The organism is Amycolatopsis sp. NPDC102389 (assembly GCF_044765885.1).
Taxonomy (GTDB): Bacteria; Actinomycetota; Actinomycetes; order Mycobacteriales; family Pseudonocardiaceae; genus Amycolatopsis.
The window spans coordinates 1-16,330 of the sequence record NZ_JBIWKX010000056.1 but is presented as its reverse complement, the minus strand read 5'-3'; the positions used below and the strand labels follow the sequence as shown (position 1 = coordinate 16,330).

Below are 16,330 nucleotides of genomic sequence, written 5' to 3'. Positions count from 1 at the left end.
GGGGGCGTTTCGGCCACCGGTCACCACCCCGACGCGGTGTAGGTGACGGCCGTGAGGCCCTCGTCTCCCCACGCCAGTTCGCGCAGCAGGGCCAAGGTGCCTTCCTCGGGGTCGATCAGCTCGATCCCGCGCCGGGCGTAGTCCCGCATCAGTTCCGGGGTGACCATCCCGTTGTTGACCCCGGTCGGCGCCCACGGTCCCCAGTGGACGGTGAGCCCGCGACGTCCGTACACAGTGGACCAGCGGTGGCCGAGCGCCTCCAGCGCGTCGTTCGCGGCCGAGTAATCCGACTGGCCGCGATTTCCCAGAGTCGCGGCGATACTGCCGAACAGGACGGCGAATTTCGGTGCCTCCGGCAGTTCACCGGCCGCCGCGAGCAGGGTGCTCGCGCCTTCGACCTTGGTGGCGAAGACCCGGTCGAAGGACGCCGGGTCCTTGTCGGCGATCAGCTTGTCCTCGATGACGCCCGCCGCGTAGACGATGCCGTCGATCCGGCCGTGTTCGGCGTGGATCTCCTTGACCGCGCGGTGCACGGCCTCCGCGTCGAGCATGTCCACCGAGTGATAGCGCACCGGGCTGCCGAGGTCGGCGATCCGCCGCAGCGTTCCGCGGACCTCGCGTTCGGACTCGATGATCCGGATGGTCCGCTCGATCTCGGCCGGTTTGGCCAGCCCGCTCCCGATCAGGGCGGCCCGCAGCTCTTCCGTCGTCGTCGCGGTCGCGATCTCCGGTTCCTCACCGTCGATGGGCATGGCGGTGCGGCCGAACAGTTCGATACGGCACCGCGACGCCGAGGCCAGCGCAGTGGCCAGACGGGCGGTGATGCCCTTCGCCCCGCCGACCAGGAGGACGACCGAATCCCGGTCCAGGCCGAGCGCTTCGGCTTCGGCGGTCCCGTCACCCGCCGGACCGGCGCCCGTGCTGCCGAGCAGGCCGAGACCTTCCTCGGTCATCCGCAGCCCACGCCGCGCGCCACCGCGGCGGATGACGACCGGCTCCCAGTCGCCGGCGGACAGCTCGGCGAGCAGAGTCTCCACCTGTTCGTCCACAGTGGATTCGGGAGCCTGCTCGACCACCCGCGCGACCGTGTCCGGGTACTCCCTGGCCACCGTCCGGAAGAAGCCGCGGGCACCGTCGGCGGGGCCGTTCGCGATGAGCCAGCGCGGCCCGCCCGCCAAGACCGCCCGATACAGCGGGAAATCGTCGGGGAAGGACGGTGACAGGTGGAACACGCCGTCCGCGCCGTGCTCCGGAACCCCCTGGACCAGTTCGGCTTCGGCGCCGTACCCGGCGAGCCGGGCGGTGAGCATCTCGGCGACCTGGCCTTCACCGACGACGGCGAAGCGGAGCCCGGCGAGTTCCTCGTCGGCGGGTGCGGCGTCGGCGAGGGCGAATTCCCGCATGAGATAACGCTTCGGCGCCACCACGACGGCGTCGGTCTCCTCGGCGGGCCGGCCGCCGGAAGGGGTGCCGCCGAGCAGGTCGGCGAGTTCCGCCGCGGTCCTGGCCTTGGCGAGCACTTCGGGATCACCGCCGGTCAGGCCGAGCCGGGTCGCGAGTTCCCCGGCGATCTCGGCACGTTTGATCGAGTCGACGCTCAGATCCGCTTCCAGGTCCAGGTCCGGCTCGATCATGTCCACCGGATAGCCGGTCCGCTCCCCGATCACCTCGACGACGGTGCCGAAGACGTCTAGCACCGGACGTTCAGGTGCGACCTCGACGTGCGCGGGTTCGAGTATCGGCTCTGGCGCCGGGGGAAGGACGACGGGCGCGGGTGGCCGGACACCGGGATCGGTCCCGAGGTAGCCGAGCAGGACGTCCCGTTGCGCGGCGATCATCTCGCGGCTGGTGCGGAGGAACTCCGAGATGAGCGCCTCACCGCCGTCGGTGCCGGGCCGGGAAGTCACGATCGCCTCCGTGGGGATTCGCTGGGCGGGGTGCAGGGCGGCGGCGGGGATCTCGCCGCCGGCGGTGCGGACGAGCTGTCCGTCGAGGGTCCAGCCCGCCTTCTTCGGCGGCCGCGCGGACAGGGCGTCCAGACAGTCGCGGCCGGTGAACAACCTGCCGGTGCGGACCTCCGCACCCGCGACCGCCAGCCGCGCCAACGCCGCGAGGAAACCGGGGATCCCGGTGCGGCGGCCGCCTTCGAATGTGACCGTCCGATGTGGACGGCGGTCGAGCACGGCGTCGACGAGCCGGGCGAGAACCGAGCCTGGGCCCGCTTCGACGAACGTCCGGGCGCCCGCCTCGTACATGGCTTCGATCTGGTCCGCGAACCGCACCGGCGCACCGATCTGCGCGGCCAGTCCGGCGCGGATCCCGTCCGGGTCCGCCGGATAGGTCGCGGCGGTCCGGTTGGCCCACACCGGGATCTCGGGTTCCTGGACCGGGACAATGCTGAGCACGCGGGCGAACTCCGCCTCCGCCGGGGCGACGAGCGGGCTGTGGAACGCGCACGCGACCGGGAGGGATTTCGCCCCGATCCCGCGCTCCCTCAGCCGGTCCACCGCCACGCCGACGGCGTCGGTCGGTCCCGAGATCACCGTCTGCTTGGGCGAATTCCGGTTGGCGGTGACGACGGTCCCGGCCAGGCCCTCGGCGGCGAGCATCTCGGTGACGTCGTCGGCGTTCGCGGCGACGGCCGCCATCGTTCCCGGGTCGCCGGTGCCGGTCGCGCCGAGGATCGCCTCCGCCCGCGCCCGGCTGCAGTCCAGCAGCGAGGCCGAGCTCAGCGCGCCGGCGGCGGTCAGGGCGACCAGTTCGCCGTAGCTGTGGCCCGCCACCATCGACGGCCGGACCCCGGCCTTCCCCAGCAGGTGGTGCGCGGCGAGTCCCACGATCCCGAGCGCGGGTTGCGCGGCCCGGGTGTCGGTCAGCCGGGCGCGCTGCGCCTCGCGTCCGGCGTCGTCGAACGCGGCGGGTGGGAACAGGGCGTCGACGGTGCTTCCGGCGTGCGCGAGGTAGCGCCGCAGCTCGGGGAACGCGACGAACAGTTCCGCGAACATCCCCGGCCGCTGGCTGCCCTGCCCAGGAAAGAGGAACGCGATCTCGCCCAGCGGCGTGTCGTCGGCGGCGAAGATACCCGCGGTCTCGTCCCGCTCCCCCGCCATGGCCCGGCGCAGCGACGAAGCCAGTTCGTCCACTGTGGACGCCAGGATCGCGAACCTCGCCGGTCCGCCCCGGCGTTCCGCCCGGCGGGACGCGGCGAGCGCCAGATCGCGCAGCCGCCAGCCCTGCCCCGTGGCGGCCAGTAGATCCTCGGCGTCCTTGTCGTCCTTACCCGCGAACAGGAAGAGCTCGGCGGGCCACTCGTCGAGGGTCTTCGCGGGCGGGACGGCGCCGTCGTGCGCGGTGAGGACGACGTGGAAGTTCGTGCCGCCGAACCCGAAGGCGCTCACCCCGGCGACGCGTTCGGTCCCGGCCCACGGCCGGGCTTCGGTGTGGAACGCGAACGGGCTGGTCTCCGGATCCCACGCCGGATTCGGCTTCGCCAGGTGCAGGGTCGGCGGTTTGACCCCGGTGTGCAGCGCGAGGCTCGCCTTGATCAGCCCGGCCAGCCCGGCGGCGCATTTCGTGTGCCCGATCTGGGATTTCACCGAACCGAGCGCGCACCGGCCGGGTTCGGCACCCGCTTCGGTGAACACCTTGGTCAGGGTGGCGAGCTCGGTGCGGTCGCCGACGACGGTGCCGGTGCCGTGCGCTTCGACCAGCCCGACCCGCGACGGCGAGATCCCGGCGTTGCGGTACGCCCTGGTCAGCGCGTTGTGCTGGCCCTCCGGCCGGGGCGCGGTGAGCCCGAGTGCCCGTCCGTCGCTGGCGCTGCCGACCCCCTTGATGACGGCGTAGACGCGGTCACCGTCGCGTTCGGCGTCCGCCAGCCGCTTCAGGACGACGCACGCGACGCCCTCGCCCAGCGCGATCCCGTCTGCGTCGCTGTCGAAGGTGGCCGACCGGCCGGACGGGGAGAGCGCGTGCACCGAGGAGAACAGCAGGTAGTCGTTGATGCCGTTGTGCAGGTCGGCGCCGCCGCACAGGACGAGGTCGCTGGTGCCGGTGACGAGTTCCTTGCAGGCGACGTCGACGGCGGTGAGCGACGAGGCGCAGGCCGCGTCGACCGTGTAGTTCGCGCCGCCGAGGTCGAGCCGGTTCGCGACCCGGCCCGCGATGACGTTGGCGAGCACGCCGGGGAACGAGTCCTCGGTCAGCCGCGGCAGCTGACGATCGAGATCGGCCGGGAGTTCGCCGAGGTAAGACGGGAGCACGGTCCGCAAGGTCATCGCGTTGGACAGGTCGCTCCCGGCTTCCGCGCCGAAGACCACCGACGTGCGGGACCGGTCGAAGGCGCGTTCGGCGTACCCGGCGTCGGCGAGCGCCCGCCGTGACACTTCCAGTGCCAGCAGCTGGACAGGTTCGATACTCGCGAGCGACGCGGGCGGGATTCCGTGGTCGAGCGGGTCGAACGGGATCTCCGGCAGGAATCCGCCCCAGCGCGACGGCGTCTTCTCGCCGTCGCCGTCGGGCGCGTAGTAGAGCGCGGGATCCCAGCGCTGGGCGGGGACCCCGGTCACCGAGTCCACTCCGGACAGGATGTTCGCCCAGAACGACGGGAGATCCGCGGCCTGGGGGAAGACACCGGCCATCCCCACGATGGCGATGTCGAGCGGTTCCGGTGCGGGCTCGTCGTCCGGGAGGTCCAGCAGCTCGGCGGCGCGGGTGGCGAGGAACGCCTGGGCCCCTGGGCCGACGGCCTCGTGCAACCGGGCGATCGTCGTGACCTCGGACCGCAGGACGGCGACGTCGCCCGCCATGAACATGCCCTCGGCGAGCTGCCGGTCTTCGGCGACCGGGCTGAGCGTGTCCCCGACGCGCTCGATTCCCTTGCTCGCCAGGCGAAGCCGTCCGACGTTCAGCGTCTCCAGCCGCTCCCATGCCTCGCGATCCGGCACTTCCCGGTCCTTCAGCGCGCGTTTGAGCTCCGCGTACTCGGCCGTGAACGCCGAACGCACACACCGCGTCGCGTGCCCCGGCGCCGTCTCCAGCAGGTCGGTGCGCGTGGCCTCGACGACCTGGCGCTGGAACAACGGCAGGACGGCGCCCGCGCGGACGGCCTCTTCGGTGAACAGGTACGCCGTGCCCATCAGCAGGCCGACTGTCGCGCCGAGCCGGGTCAGCGGTGCGGCGGCCGCGGCGACCATCGCGGCCGATCGCTCGTCGTGGATTCCACCGGCGAAGTACACCTCGACCTCGGCTGCGTAGTCGCGGAGAACGTCGATCTGGGCTTCCCACAAGGGAAAACTCGCCCTCGGGCCGACATGTCCGCCGCATTCGGCGCCCTCGAAGACGAACTTGCGCGCCCCCGCTTCGAGGAACTGGCGCAGCAATCCCGGCGACGGGACGTGCAGGAACGTCGAGATTCCGACGTCTTCCAGCGCCTTCGCCTGCGCCGGGCGGCCACCGGCGATGATCGCGTGGCTCGGCCGGATCTCGCGGATCACCTCGAGTTGCGCGGCGCGGACCTCCTCGGCCGCGAACCCGAGCACACCGACGCCCCAAGGCGCGTCGCCCAACGCGGCCTTGGTCCTTTCGAGCATCTCGCGAGTCTGGGCGGCTCCGGACAACGCCAAAGCCAGGAACGGCAACGCTCCCCCGGCGGCGACGGCCCGCGCGAATTCGGGCTGGTCGCTGACCCTGGTCATCGGGCCCTGCGCGAGCGGCATCGGGCCGCCGGAAGCGCTGACGCCCTCGGTGATCGACGCGCGAACGCCGTGGATCGCGGCCGGGAGCGTTCCCCAGCGGTAGCGGAACCGCTCGGGCAGGAAGGCGTCCTGCCCGGCTTCCAGCGGCCGTCGGCGAAGTCGCCGTACGTCCCCGTCCACAATGGTCTCGGATCCGTCGAGGCCTTCCAGCGCCATCGTGAGATCCGACGGCAGTTCCGCTTCGGGGAGCAGCGCGAACGCCGTGTCGAGGACGACACCGGCGGCCCCTCCGGCTACGGCGGCGGCCGCGGTGTGCGCACCGATCCCGCCGTACGCCCAGACCGGGACACCGATCGCCGGATCGGCCAGCAACTGCTGCAGGAACACGAAGCTGCCGAGTTCGCCGATCCTGCCGCCCGCCTCGTGACCTCGGGCGACGAGCCCGGCCGCCCCGGCGGCGACCGCTCGCACGGCTTCGTCCCGGCTCGTGACCTCCGCGAGCACCCGGCGCCCCTCGAAGTCCACAGTGGACAAAGGCGCGCCCGCCGCGAGCAGAACCGTATGGGCCGCCGCGGGAAGCTCGACCGGCCCCGCGACGCGGACACCGAAACCGGTCGCGACCCAGTCCGCGGCCAGGTCGAGTTCTTCGCGAGCCGCCCGGTTTCCGCTCGTCAGATCCACTACACCGAGAACGCCGGCCCGCGCCGCCGCCGCGGCGAACCGCGCGGACGGCACACCGAATGGGTGCACCGCGATGAGCAGATCCGCCGTACCGGTCAACATTGAGGCATCGGCGCCAAGAATCGACTTACCCACGGGAAGCCTCCGGCACACGGAAGAGTGACTTGGTTACCGGGCGTACTTAAACGCAGGCGAGCCTTCACGTCAATACTCGACAGTAGGGTTTCCGCTCACAGGAACCGGATGGCGGTACGTCGACCTGCGAAAAGCGAGGCCCGTAGCGAGAATTTAGCGTTCCGGATACACACGGGACATCCGGGAAGCCGGGTTTTCCGTTCCCCTACAGGAAAGAACAGTCAACGACCAGGTGTCCCAACGAGCGATACGCCATCCGCCTGTTACCCGGAGTTCACCATTCCACTTTCCTCGGACCACCGGAATCAGCGGTCCGTACCTATTTCCGGAAATCGATGATGATTCGTCCTATCGTCGGTAGCACGCCGACGGGACTTTCGGTATCACGCGCGGAAACATGAAAGGGTTCAGCGGGCTTTCGCATTCCGGACCGCGATGCTCAACAGTTCCGCGGCGGGCCCGGCGAGCCGCCGTCCGACGGGCCACACCGCGCGCAGCTCCCGGCCGAAGTCGACGCCGTCCACCGCGACCGGGATGAGCCTGCCTTCGGCGACGTCCCGGACGATGGCGAGTTCGCTGATCACCGCCGGACCCGCGCCCGCGATCACCGCGTTGCCGACCGCGGAGGCGGAACCCAGTTCCAGCAACGGTTTCGCCGGACCGACACCGGCCTTGCGCAACGCGGCGTCCACGGTCTCCCTGGTCCCGGAACCCGGTTCGCGGACCACGAGCGGCGTGATCGCCAGTTCGGCCGCGGTCACGGGCCGCCGCTTGCGCGCCCACGGATGATTCGCGGGCACGACGAGGACCAAGCGATCGGTGGCCACCCGCCGGGACGAGAGACCGGGCAGTGAACCAGGCGACTCGACGAACCCGAGATCGACCTTGCCCTCCCGCGCCAGTTCGGCGGCCTGATCGGAGTTGGTGACCTCCAGCCCGAGGTACAGCCCTGGGTCGCGGCGTTTGAGCTCGCCGATCCAGCCGGGCACGAGGTATTCGGCCAGTGTCATGCTCGCGGCGACCCGCAGATGCGCCTCGTGCTGGGTGCGCAGCGCTTCGGCGCCGTCGAGCAGACCGTCGAGTTCGGACAGCACGCGCTGCGCCCAGCCCGCGATGATCCGGCCGTCGGGGGTGAGCGCGGAGCCGCGCCGCGTACGGTCGACCAGCACCAGCCCCAGCCGTCGCTCGACTGTGGACAGTCGTTTGCTCGCCGACGGCTGCGCGATCCCGAGGCTGGCCGCGGCCTGCCCGATACTGCCGAGCTCGTCCACGAGCACCAGGAGGCGCAGGGAGTCCAGGTCGGGTGTGGTCATAGCCCAAGTGTATGACCTACCCCTCGTATTCCCGGCTACCGAGGTACCCCCGTCCGGGCGAGGCTCGGACCATGAGCACCACGCACGCGAGGCCGACGAAGCCCTATCTGACCGCGTTGGCCGTCACCGGCGCCGGAGTCGCCGCCGCGTACCTGGTCGGCACCGCTTTCCCGGTCGTCAGCGCGCTCACCATCGCCGTCGTGCTCGGCATCCTCACCGGCTCGCTGTCGTCGGTGTCGGAGGAGACCCGGAAGGCCATCGCCGGGATCACCAAGAAGCTGCTGCGCGCCGGTGTCGTCCTGCTCGGCCTGCAGCTCTCGCTCCCGGCCGTCCTGGCGCTGGGCCCCGGAACCCTGCTCGCCGTGGTGCTGACGGTCGGCGTCACCTTCCTCGGCACCATCGGTCTCGGCAGGCTCCTGGGCGTGCCTCGTGGCCTGGCGATGCTGGTCGCGACCGGTTTTTCGATCTGCGGCGCGTCCGCCATCGCCGCCATGGAAGGCGTGGTGAAACGCGAAGACTCCGACGTCGCGACCGCGGTCGCGCTGGTCACCTTTTACGGCGGGCTCGCCATCGCGGCGGTCCCGTTGATCGGCGGCTGGCTGCGCCTCGACGCGGCCCGGATCGGTGAATGGGCCGGGCTCAGCGTGCACGAAGTCGCGCAGGTCGTCGCTGCGGCCACCCCCGCGGGCGGTGCCGCCATCGCGGTCGCGATCGTGATCAAGCTCAGCCGGGTCGTCCTGCTCGCCCCGATGGTCGCCGCGGTCGGCGTGCACGAACGGAATCGCCCCGTGGACGGGAAGCGGCCGCCGCTCGTCCCGCTGTTCGTCCTCGGTTTCCTGGCGATGGCCGCCCTGCGCAGCACCGGGATCGTGCCCGGTCTCGCGCTCGACGTCGCCAAGATCGCCTGCACGCTGCTGCTGGCCGGAGCGCTGTTCGGGCTGGGCTGCGCGGTCCGGATCGGCACGCTCGTCCGCACCGGCGGCCGCGCCCTGCTGCTCGGGCTGCTCTCCACCCTGCTGGTCGGGACCACCGCCTTGGTCACGCTGACCGTGCTCGGCTGAGGACCGCGACCGCGAGCAGCGCGACCACCCCGCCGGTGACCATCACGGCCGGGACGGAGACCGCGTCGACGACCAGCCCGCCGAGCAGCGCACCCGCCGAAAGGGTCGCCTGGAACGACGAGGTGAACAGCACCGACGCCGCTTCGGGCGCCTGCGGGGCCGCCCTGGCGAACCACGTTCCCGAACAGACCGGGACGGCACCGTAGGCGAACCCCCAGACCACCAGCAGCGCGAGGGCGCCCGCTTTCGTCTCGCCGAGAAACGGCAACGCACACGTCACGACGCCGATCAGTCCCGCCGCGGTGAGGAAGGTCAGCCGCAGATCGCGGGCGATCGCCGCGCCCGCGAGGAAGTTGCCGGCGATCCCGGCGGTGCCGTAGACGAACAGAAAGACGGTGATCAGCTCCGGGCTCACCTGCGTCACCTGGCGCAGGAGCGGCGTGACGTAGGTGTAGGTCCCGAAGTGGGCGAGCACGACCAGCACCGTGACGAGCAGGCCGAGCCGGGTCGCCCGCTGACGGGTCATCTCGCGCAGGACGCCGAGCCGGGTCGCGCCGGCCGACGGCAGCGGGGGCAACGAGAGAGCCAGCGCGGCGAGGACGCCGACCGTGAAGACCGCCATCACGGCGAAAGCCGCGCGCCAGCCGAAAAGTTCGCCGAGGAACGTCCCCGCGGGCACGCCCAGCACGGAGCCGAGCGGCACGGCCGAGAAGATCACCGCGGTCGCCGTGCCCGCGCGTTCCGGGCCGACGAGCCGGGCGGCGAGCCCGGAGCCGACCGCCCAGAACGCGCCGATCACCAGCCCGACCAGGACTCGCGAAACCAGCACGGCCCAGTACGCGTCCGCCGTCGCCGCGACGACGTCGGACAGCGCCAGCACCACCATCAGCACGCACAGCACGATCCGGCGGTCGAGCCGTCCCGCGGCGACGGTGACGGCCGGGGCCGCGAGCGCGGCGAGGAAGCCGGGCAGGGTCATGGTCAGGCCCGCCGTCCCCGGCGTGATCCGGAAGTCCTCGCCGATCGGGGTCAGGAGGCCGATCGGCAGGATCTCCGTGGTGACGAGGGAGAAGATCCCCAGCGTCACCGCGAGGACGGCGAGCCATCCCTTCAGCGGGGTCCGCGCGGAGGTGTCGAGGGTCGAAGCGGTCATGTGCTTCAGCCCATCACCACGCGGGCACCGCGGTCTGGCGGATTCGCGACGTTGATCTAGCTACGGGATCGCTGGGTCACCACGATGCAGGCGACGACGATCAGCGCGGTCACCGGCGCGGCGGCCGGGAGGTGCTCGCCGAGCAGCAGGACCGCCCAGACCAGCGTCAGCAGCGGCTGGGCGAGCTGCAGCTGACTCGCCCGCGCGACGCCGATCTCGGCCATTCCGCGGTACCAGGCGAAGAACCCGCCGAACTGCGAGATGAGCGCGACGTACAGCAGGCCGGCGATCCCCTCGCCGGTGACGTGCAGCGGCTCGGTCGCGAGCCCGAAGACGGCGAACGCGCCGGTGACCGGCAGCGCGAGGACCAGCGCCCACCCGATCACGTGCCACCCGGCCATTTCCCTGGCCAGCCTGCCGCCCTCGGCGTATCCGAACGCGCACAGCACGAGCGCGCCGAACAGAAACAGGTCCGCTGTGGACAGTCCGCCGCCGCTCTGCGCGACGGTGAACACCACGACCGCGCTCGCGCCGACCGCGGCGGCGAGCCAGAACCGGCGGGACGGCCGGTGACCGGTCAGCCTGGAGGAGATCACGGCGGTGGCCAGCGGCAGCAGCCCGATCACCACCGCGGAATGCGCGGTCGACGACGTCTTGAGCGCAAGCGTGGTCAGGATCGGGAAGGCGAGGACGCAGCCGAGGGAGACCACGGCCAGGCCCCGCCACTGGTCGCGCCTCGGCAGCGGGACCCGGAAGACCCGGAGACAGGTACCGGCGACCAGCGCGGCCAGGACGCTGCGCAGCCCGGTGGCGGTCCACGGGTCGAAGCCCTTGAGCGCCCACACGGTGGCGGGGAACGTGAACGAGAAGGCGAGGACCCCCAGCGCCGCCAGCGCGGTCCCGGAGCGGACCGCTACTGCCCGGTCCGCGATAGCGCTATCATCCAGTCTCATGTCCGATGGTAGCAGCGTCGCCAGCCTGGCCACAGAGCTGCGGTCCACTTTGGAGCGCTATCCGATCGATGGAAAGCTCCCCTCCAGCCGGGAGCTGGTCCGGCAGCTGAAAGTGAGCCCGGTGACGGTGTCGCGGGCCATCGCCGCGCTGGCCGCCGAAGGGCTGGTGATCACCCGCCCCGGTGCCGGCGTCTTCCGCGCCCCGCCCCCTCGTGAAGCCGCGGTGACCGGCGACGTGTCGTGGCAGGAGGTGGCGCTGAGCGCGCAGTCCGGCACCCGCGCGATCGACGCGAGCGGCGTGCTCACCGCCCTGAGCGACCCGCCTTCCGGCGTCATCGACCTCAACGGCGGGTACACACATCCGAGCCTCCAGCCGGAACGCGAACTCGCGGCCGCGTCGGCCAGGGCCGGCCGCCGTCCCGGCGCGTGGACGCGCCCGCCGATCTGCGGCCTGCCCGAACTGCGGGCCTGGTTCGCCCGCGACATCGGCAGCCCGGTGAACGTCGAGAACGTGCTGATCACCTCGGGCGGACAGAGCGCGCTGACCACGGCGTTGCGCGCGCTCGGCGCTCCCGGCGCGCCGGTGCTGGTGGAATCCCCGACGTACCCGGGGATGCTGGCCATCGCGCGGGCGTCGGGGCTGCGGCCGGTCCCGGTGCCGATCGACCGCGACGGCGTCCGGCCCGAACTGCTCGCGGACGCCTTCCGCGACACCGGCGCCCGGTTGTTCGTCTGCCAGCCCGCGTTCCAGAACCCGACCGGCGCGGTGCTGTGCGCCGAACGCCGCGCCGAGGTCCTGCGGATCGCCCGTGACGCGGGCGCCTTCGTGATCGAGGACGATTTCGCCAGGCTGATGGCGCATCCCGGCAGCCCGGCTCCCCCGCCGCCGCTCGTGGCCGACGATCCCGACGGCGTCGTGGTGCACATCCGCTCGCTCACGAAACCGGCGTCGCCGAGCCTACGGATCAGCGCGCTGGCCGCCCGTGGCCCGGCACTGGAACGGCTGCGCGGCCTCCACGCCGTCGAAAGCTTCTTCGTACCGCGGCCGCTGCAGGAGACCGCGCTCGAACTGGTGAGCTCTCCGGCTTGGACCCGCCACCTGCGGACTCTCGCCGCCTCCTTGCGGGAACGCCGCGACGTGGCCGTCTCGGCCCTGCGGGAGTTCCTGCCCTCCTGGCGCGCCGTCCCGGTCCCGACCGGGGGCTACCACCTGTGGCAGCCGCTTCCCGGCTTCGTCGACGAAGCCGCGCTGACCAGCGCCGCTTTCCGCGCGGGAGTAGCGGTCACCTCGGGCAGGATGTACTTCGCGGCCGAGGCGCCGGGGCCCTATCTGCGCCTGAGCTACGTCAGCGCCGCGACGGGCGCGCAGCTGCGCGAAGGCATCCAGCGCCTTTCGCAGGCGTACCAGGAGATCCCCGGTTGACGTCCGGCCGTACGATCGCCCACGGAGGCGACGAGAAGGCATGACACAGCCGGCGGCGGAGCCGCACGAACCACCTGGCAGGCTCTGGGAGCTGCTCGACGACGGCCAGCGCAAGGCGCTGCGTGCCGAGGCCGAACTGCGCCGGTACCCGGCGGGCACGGTGATCATCCGCGAGGGTGACCGCTCGGACTGGGTGCTGATCCTGATGACCGGGCGGGTCAAGATCACGTCGGTGTCCACCGGCGGCTACGACGCCGTGCTGGCCGTCCGCGATCCGGGCGACATCATCGGCGAGATGGCGTCGATGGACGGCAGCCTGCGCTCGGCCACCGCGATCGCCGTCGAGCCGGTCACCGGGCTGTGGCTGTCCGCGCGGGCGTTCAACTCCGTGCTCCGCGAACATCCCGGCCTGTCCGTGGTCCTGCTCCGGATCATCACCTCCCGCCTGCGCTACGCCAACTCGCGTCGCACCGAATTCGGGGACAGCACCGCCGCCGAACGCATCGCCGCGATCCTCGTCGACCTCGCCGAGCGCTACGGCGTCCCCGTCGCCGACGGCACCCTGATCGCCCTGCGGATCAACCAGCGCGACCTGGCGGGACTCGCGTCCGCGTCACGGGAAGCCGTCGCGCGGACCCTGCGGACCCTGCGCGCGGACGGGCTGCTCAGCACCGGCCGTCAGCGGCTTGTCGTCCGGAGCCTGAACGACCTCAGACAGCTGGCACCCGACGACCGCTGAGCCGCCACGGCAGGCCGAAATGCCGGTCGACCCGCGCTCCGGTGGCCAGGAACAGTTTCCGCACGCGCGGCTCGTTCTCCGGATCGAACTCCGGGATGGTCTCGATCAGCGTCGCGAGCTCGCGGACGAGCTCGGCCGCGGTCTTTCCCGGCACCAGCAGGACCCGCACCGGCGCGAGGCTGCGCACGGCCGGGGGCGGCGCGATGAGATCGACCCGGACGCGCACCAGGCCGGTCAGCCTCGCCAGCCGGAGAACCGCACCGGTCAGCCCCCAAAGCGCCAGTTCGGCCAAGAGGACCGGCGACAGGATCAGCGCGAGCCCGGCCGCCTGCCCGACGGCGAATCCCAGCATCAGCCAGTCCTCGAAGCCCGGGCGTGCTTCCTCGGCGGACCGGCCGCGGTGCCGGGTGAACGACACTTCCCGGTAGCGCTCGCTTTCGGTGACGATCGCGAGCGGCCGGATCCGGCGCAGCCAGGGCGCGAACCGCCGCACGATCAGCCACTCGCCGCCGCCGGTGTCGGTCACCCGCATCTTGTCGCCTCCTCATCGGTGCACGGCTCTCCGACGAAGCAGGGTCCGATGGCGTTCCACCCGCGCGCCGAACCGGGTGAGCGCCTCGCGCACGGCCGGATCACTGGGATCGAACCTGACGCGTCCGCGAAGCAGGCCGCTCAGCTCGGCCACCAGAGGAACGGCCAGGTCGTCGTGCACCCTGAGGACGGTCAGCGACGCGAGGCTGCGATGTTCCTTGTGCCATCCGGCGACGTCGACCCGCGCCGGCGCCTTCCGGAACCACCGCACGATCCGCGCGAAGGCACCAGCGACGCCCTGGCACAGCAGCTCCAGCGCGAGGAACGGCAGCAGGAGGAGTCCCAGCAGCAAGTACACCGGAAGGTGCACGAGTGTGTCCGCGATGGCCACCACCACCCACAGTCCGACGGCCACCTTGTTCAGGGAACCTTCCTCGCGCTCCACCTTGGGGAACGCCCAATCCGCCGTGATCTTGTGCTGCCGGTAACCGCCGGTGAGTCCCGCGAGCGGCTGGACCCACCGGCGCCACGGCGCGAACCGGCGATCGACCGTCCACTCTCGCCCCTCGAGATCGATCACCTTCATCGGCCCTCCCCCTATCCGATCTCGCACCGTGTCCGACGGGATCGAGCTTGGCAGGGAAACCGCCGTCGTTCTGCGTCACCTGACACAGAAGGCGAAACCGGTTGTACGCGTCTTGTACGACGGCTGTACGAGCCGGAAGGACTCTGATGTCCCGTCACCCGGAACCGAATCCAGGACGGAGCACTCCCGTGAAGATCTCCCGCGTCGCACAGGGCCTGTTCGCGGCCCTCGTCGCCACCGCGGCGGTCGGCGCATCCCCGGCCACCTCCCTCGCCACCCCGGCCACCGGCGACCAGATCTCGGCCGCCGCCGTCGGGAATACGTTGGTGTACAAAGAGAAAACAGAAGGTTACGACTGCTTCAGAATCCCTGCCATCGTCAAAGCGAACAACGGCGAACTGCTCGCGTTCGCCGAAGGCCGCAACGGCGGCGCCAGCTTCTGCAACGACAGCGGCGACATCGATCTCGTCGTGAAACGCTCGGCGGACAACGGCAAGACCTGGAGCGCCCCGAAAATCGTCATCGAAGGTTTTGGTGACACCAAAGGAAACCCGACGCCGATCGTGATCCCGTCCACCGGGCGGATCGTGCTGCTCTCGGTGATGGAATGCGTCAAGAATCCCGACTGCAACCGGATTCCGCGCGTCTCGATCAGCGACGACCACGGCAAGACCTGGACCGCGCCGAAGGTACTCACCACGCAGCTCGGGTTCGACACCGCGCCGGGCTGGCTCGCGACCGGGCCGTCACACGGCATCGTGCTGACCCGCGGCGCGCACGCCGGCCGGATCGTCGCCGGAATGAGTTACACCGTCGACGGCAAGAACAGCGGCGCGCTCGTCTACAGCGACGACCAGGGTGTCACGTGGAAACGCGGCGCCACCGACACCCCGGCGGCGTCGGCCGGGCTGAACCCGCAGGAGATCAGCGTCACCGAACTGCTCGACGGCCGGGTCTACGCCGCGGCGCGCAACCAGGCCAACAACGACAACAAATGCCTCAGTGGTGGGGCGAAGAACCGGGCCTACGCCATCAGCTCCGACGGCGGGGCGAGCTTCTCGACCAAGTTCACCTTCGAGGAGGACTTGATCACCCCGGTGGTCCAGGCCTCGACCGCGCGGATGACCGCGACCGACAAGGCGGGCAAGTACAACCGGATCCTGTTCGCCGCGCCGTCGGTCTGCGACCGCCGCAAGGAACTCGTCGTCCGGTCGTCGTTCGACGAAGGCGCGAACTGGCAGGGCAACTCCGCCGGAACGCTGGTGTGGAGCGGCGACGCCGCGTACTCCGACATGGTCCAGCTGTCCTCGGGCTCGGTCGGCGTGCTGTACGAAGCGGGCCCGGCGGGGAACGCCAACGAGACCATCCGCTTCTCGACCGTCACCGAGACGACCCTCGGCGCCCCGGCATGCGGCGGCGGATACGGCGTGATCGACTCGGAGCCCCTCGGGACGGCGGGCACGGTTTACCTGTCCTACAACGCTTCCAACGGACAGAACTGTGTCAGCACGATGAAGAGCGAGGCCGCGGGCACCGCGACCGCGACGTCGGCCTACCTCGAGGTTTCGGGGTCGGCGCGGATCACCGACTCCGGCTCGTTCTCGTGGTTCGCCGGCCCCGTGCGGGCGGCCGCGGCGGGCAAATGCGTGAAATGGGGCGGTTCCGCGGGCGGGACGAAGTACGACAGCCCGTCCGAACACTGCGGCTGAGCACTACCGCGTCGGTGTGTCTTGAAGGGCCCCAGGGCCGAAGGCTCCCTTCACCGCATCAGACGCGGCGAAGGGAGCCTTCATGTACCACCCGGCAACACAGCGGCCCGGACCCACCGTGGTACGTACGGTGGTGGGGGGGGGGGGGGGGGGGGGGGGGGGGGGGGGGGGGCGGGCGCCGCCCCCCCCCCCCCCCCCCCCCCCCCCCCCCCCCGCCGCCCCCCCCCCCCCCCCCCCCCCCCCCCCCCCGGCCGCGCCCCCCCCCCCCCCCCCCGCCCCCCCCCGGGGCGTGGCCGGCCTCGCGCTCAACACCCCCCACACCCCACCCACGACCCGAGCTTGACCAGGGC

The 16,330-nt window shown here is 71.5% G+C and carries 10 protein-coding genes; 4 read left to right on the top strand and 6 right to left on the bottom strand.

What is annotated here, in order from left to right; translation table 11 throughout:
* Positions 1-20: 20 nt before the first annotated feature.
* Complete coding sequence (locus ACIRGA_RS32985) at positions 21-6,479, bottom strand: SDR family oxidoreductase (RefSeq protein ID WP_400948586.1); 6,459 nt, start codon at positions 6,477-6,479, stop codon at positions 21-23.
* Between the two features lie 440 nt (positions 6,480-6,919).
* Entirely contained in the window at positions 6,920-7,825 is a 906-nt protein-coding gene (locus ACIRGA_RS32980; RefSeq protein ID WP_400948583.1) for a LysR family transcriptional regulator, read from the bottom strand.
* 71 nt (positions 7,826-7,896) lie between these two features.
* Between ACIRGA_RS32980 and ACIRGA_RS32975 the strand changes: the two genes are divergently transcribed.
* Positions 7,897-8,886: a YeiH family protein gene (locus tag ACIRGA_RS32975; protein WP_400948581.1), complete on the top strand. Its 990-nt coding sequence runs from the start codon at positions 7,897-7,899 to the stop codon at positions 8,884-8,886.
* Here the strand turns inward: ACIRGA_RS32975 and ACIRGA_RS32970 are convergent.
* Positions 8,864-10,039 carry an MFS transporter gene (locus ACIRGA_RS32970; protein ID WP_400948578.1) on the bottom strand — a complete coding sequence of 392 codons (1,176 nt, stop codon included), beginning with the start codon at positions 10,037-10,039 and terminating at the stop codon, positions 8,864-8,866. The genes ACIRGA_RS32975 and ACIRGA_RS32970 overlap by 23 nt on opposite strands.
* A gap of 56 nt (positions 10,040-10,095) precedes the next feature.
* The gene (locus tag ACIRGA_RS32965) at positions 10,096-10,992 is read right to left on the bottom strand and encodes a DMT family transporter (RefSeq protein WP_400948575.1); all 897 of its coding nucleotides are present in this window, start codon (positions 10,990-10,992) and stop codon (positions 10,096-10,098) included.
* On the opposite strand from ACIRGA_RS32965, the gene ACIRGA_RS32960 reads away from it, so the two are divergent.
* Together ACIRGA_RS32960 and ACIRGA_RS32955 are read left to right on the top strand one after the other, a co-directional pair.
* On the top strand, positions 10,991-12,415 hold the full coding sequence (locus ACIRGA_RS32960) for a PLP-dependent aminotransferase family protein (RefSeq protein WP_400948573.1): 1,425 nt from the start codon (positions 10,991-10,993) through the stop codon (positions 12,413-12,415). The genes ACIRGA_RS32965 and ACIRGA_RS32960 overlap by 2 nt on opposite strands.
* A 40-nt stretch (positions 12,416-12,455) precedes the next feature.
* Entirely contained in the window at positions 12,456-13,154 is a 699-nt protein-coding gene (locus ACIRGA_RS32955) for a Crp/Fnr family transcriptional regulator (RefSeq protein WP_400948570.1), read from the top strand.
* Here the strand turns inward: ACIRGA_RS32955 and ACIRGA_RS32950 are convergent.
* Entirely contained in the window at positions 13,126-13,686 is a 561-nt protein-coding gene (locus ACIRGA_RS32950; protein ID WP_400948567.1) for a hypothetical protein, read from the bottom strand. The two genes, ACIRGA_RS32955 and ACIRGA_RS32950, sit on opposite strands and share 29 nt — an antisense overlap.
* 12 nt (positions 13,687-13,698) lie before the next feature.
* On the bottom strand, positions 13,699-14,271 hold the full coding sequence (locus ACIRGA_RS32945; protein WP_400948564.1) for a hypothetical protein: 573 nt from the start codon (positions 14,269-14,271) through the stop codon (positions 13,699-13,701).
* A 188-nt stretch (positions 14,272-14,459) separates the two neighbouring features.
* Here ACIRGA_RS32945 and ACIRGA_RS32940 point away from each other — a divergent pair, with 188 nt between their 5' ends.
* Positions 14,460-15,980: an exo-alpha-sialidase gene (locus ACIRGA_RS32940; protein ID WP_400948562.1), complete on the top strand. Its 1,521-nt coding sequence runs from the start codon at positions 14,460-14,462 to the stop codon at positions 15,978-15,980.
* Positions 15,981-16,330 lie beyond the last annotated feature (350 nt).

Excerpts from the sequence above, each read along its gene's own strand:
- ACIRGA_RS32985 (WP_400948586.1), bottom strand. The coding sequence starts at position 6,479 with ATGTTGACCGGTACGGCGGATCTGCTCATCGCGGTGCACCCATTCGGT.
- ACIRGA_RS32980 (WP_400948583.1), bottom strand. The coding sequence starts at position 7,825 with ATGACCACACCCGACCTGGACTCCCTGCGCCTCCTGGTGCTCGTGGAC.
- ACIRGA_RS32975 (WP_400948581.1), top strand. The coding sequence starts at position 7,897 with ATGAGCACCACGCACGCGAGGCCGACGAAGCCCTATCTGACCGCGTTG.
- ACIRGA_RS32970 (WP_400948578.1), bottom strand. The coding sequence starts at position 10,039 with ATGACCGCTTCGACCCTCGACACCTCCGCGCGGACCCCGCTGAAGGGA.
- ACIRGA_RS32960 (WP_400948573.1), top strand. The coding sequence starts at position 10,991 with ATGTCCGATGGTAGCAGCGTCGCCAGCCTGGCCACAGAGCTGCGGTCC.
- ACIRGA_RS32965 (WP_400948575.1), bottom strand. The coding sequence starts at position 10,992 with ATGAGACTGGATGATAGCGCTATCGCGGACCGGGCAGTAGCGGTCCGC.
- ACIRGA_RS32955 (WP_400948570.1), top strand. The coding sequence starts at position 12,456 with ATGACACAGCCGGCGGCGGAGCCGCACGAACCACCTGGCAGGCTCTGG.
- ACIRGA_RS32950 (WP_400948567.1), bottom strand. The coding sequence starts at position 13,686 with ATGCGGGTGACCGACACCGGCGGCGGCGAGTGGCTGATCGTGCGGCGG.
- ACIRGA_RS32945 (WP_400948564.1), bottom strand. The coding sequence starts at position 14,271 with ATGAAGGTGATCGATCTCGAGGGGCGAGAGTGGACGGTCGATCGCCGG.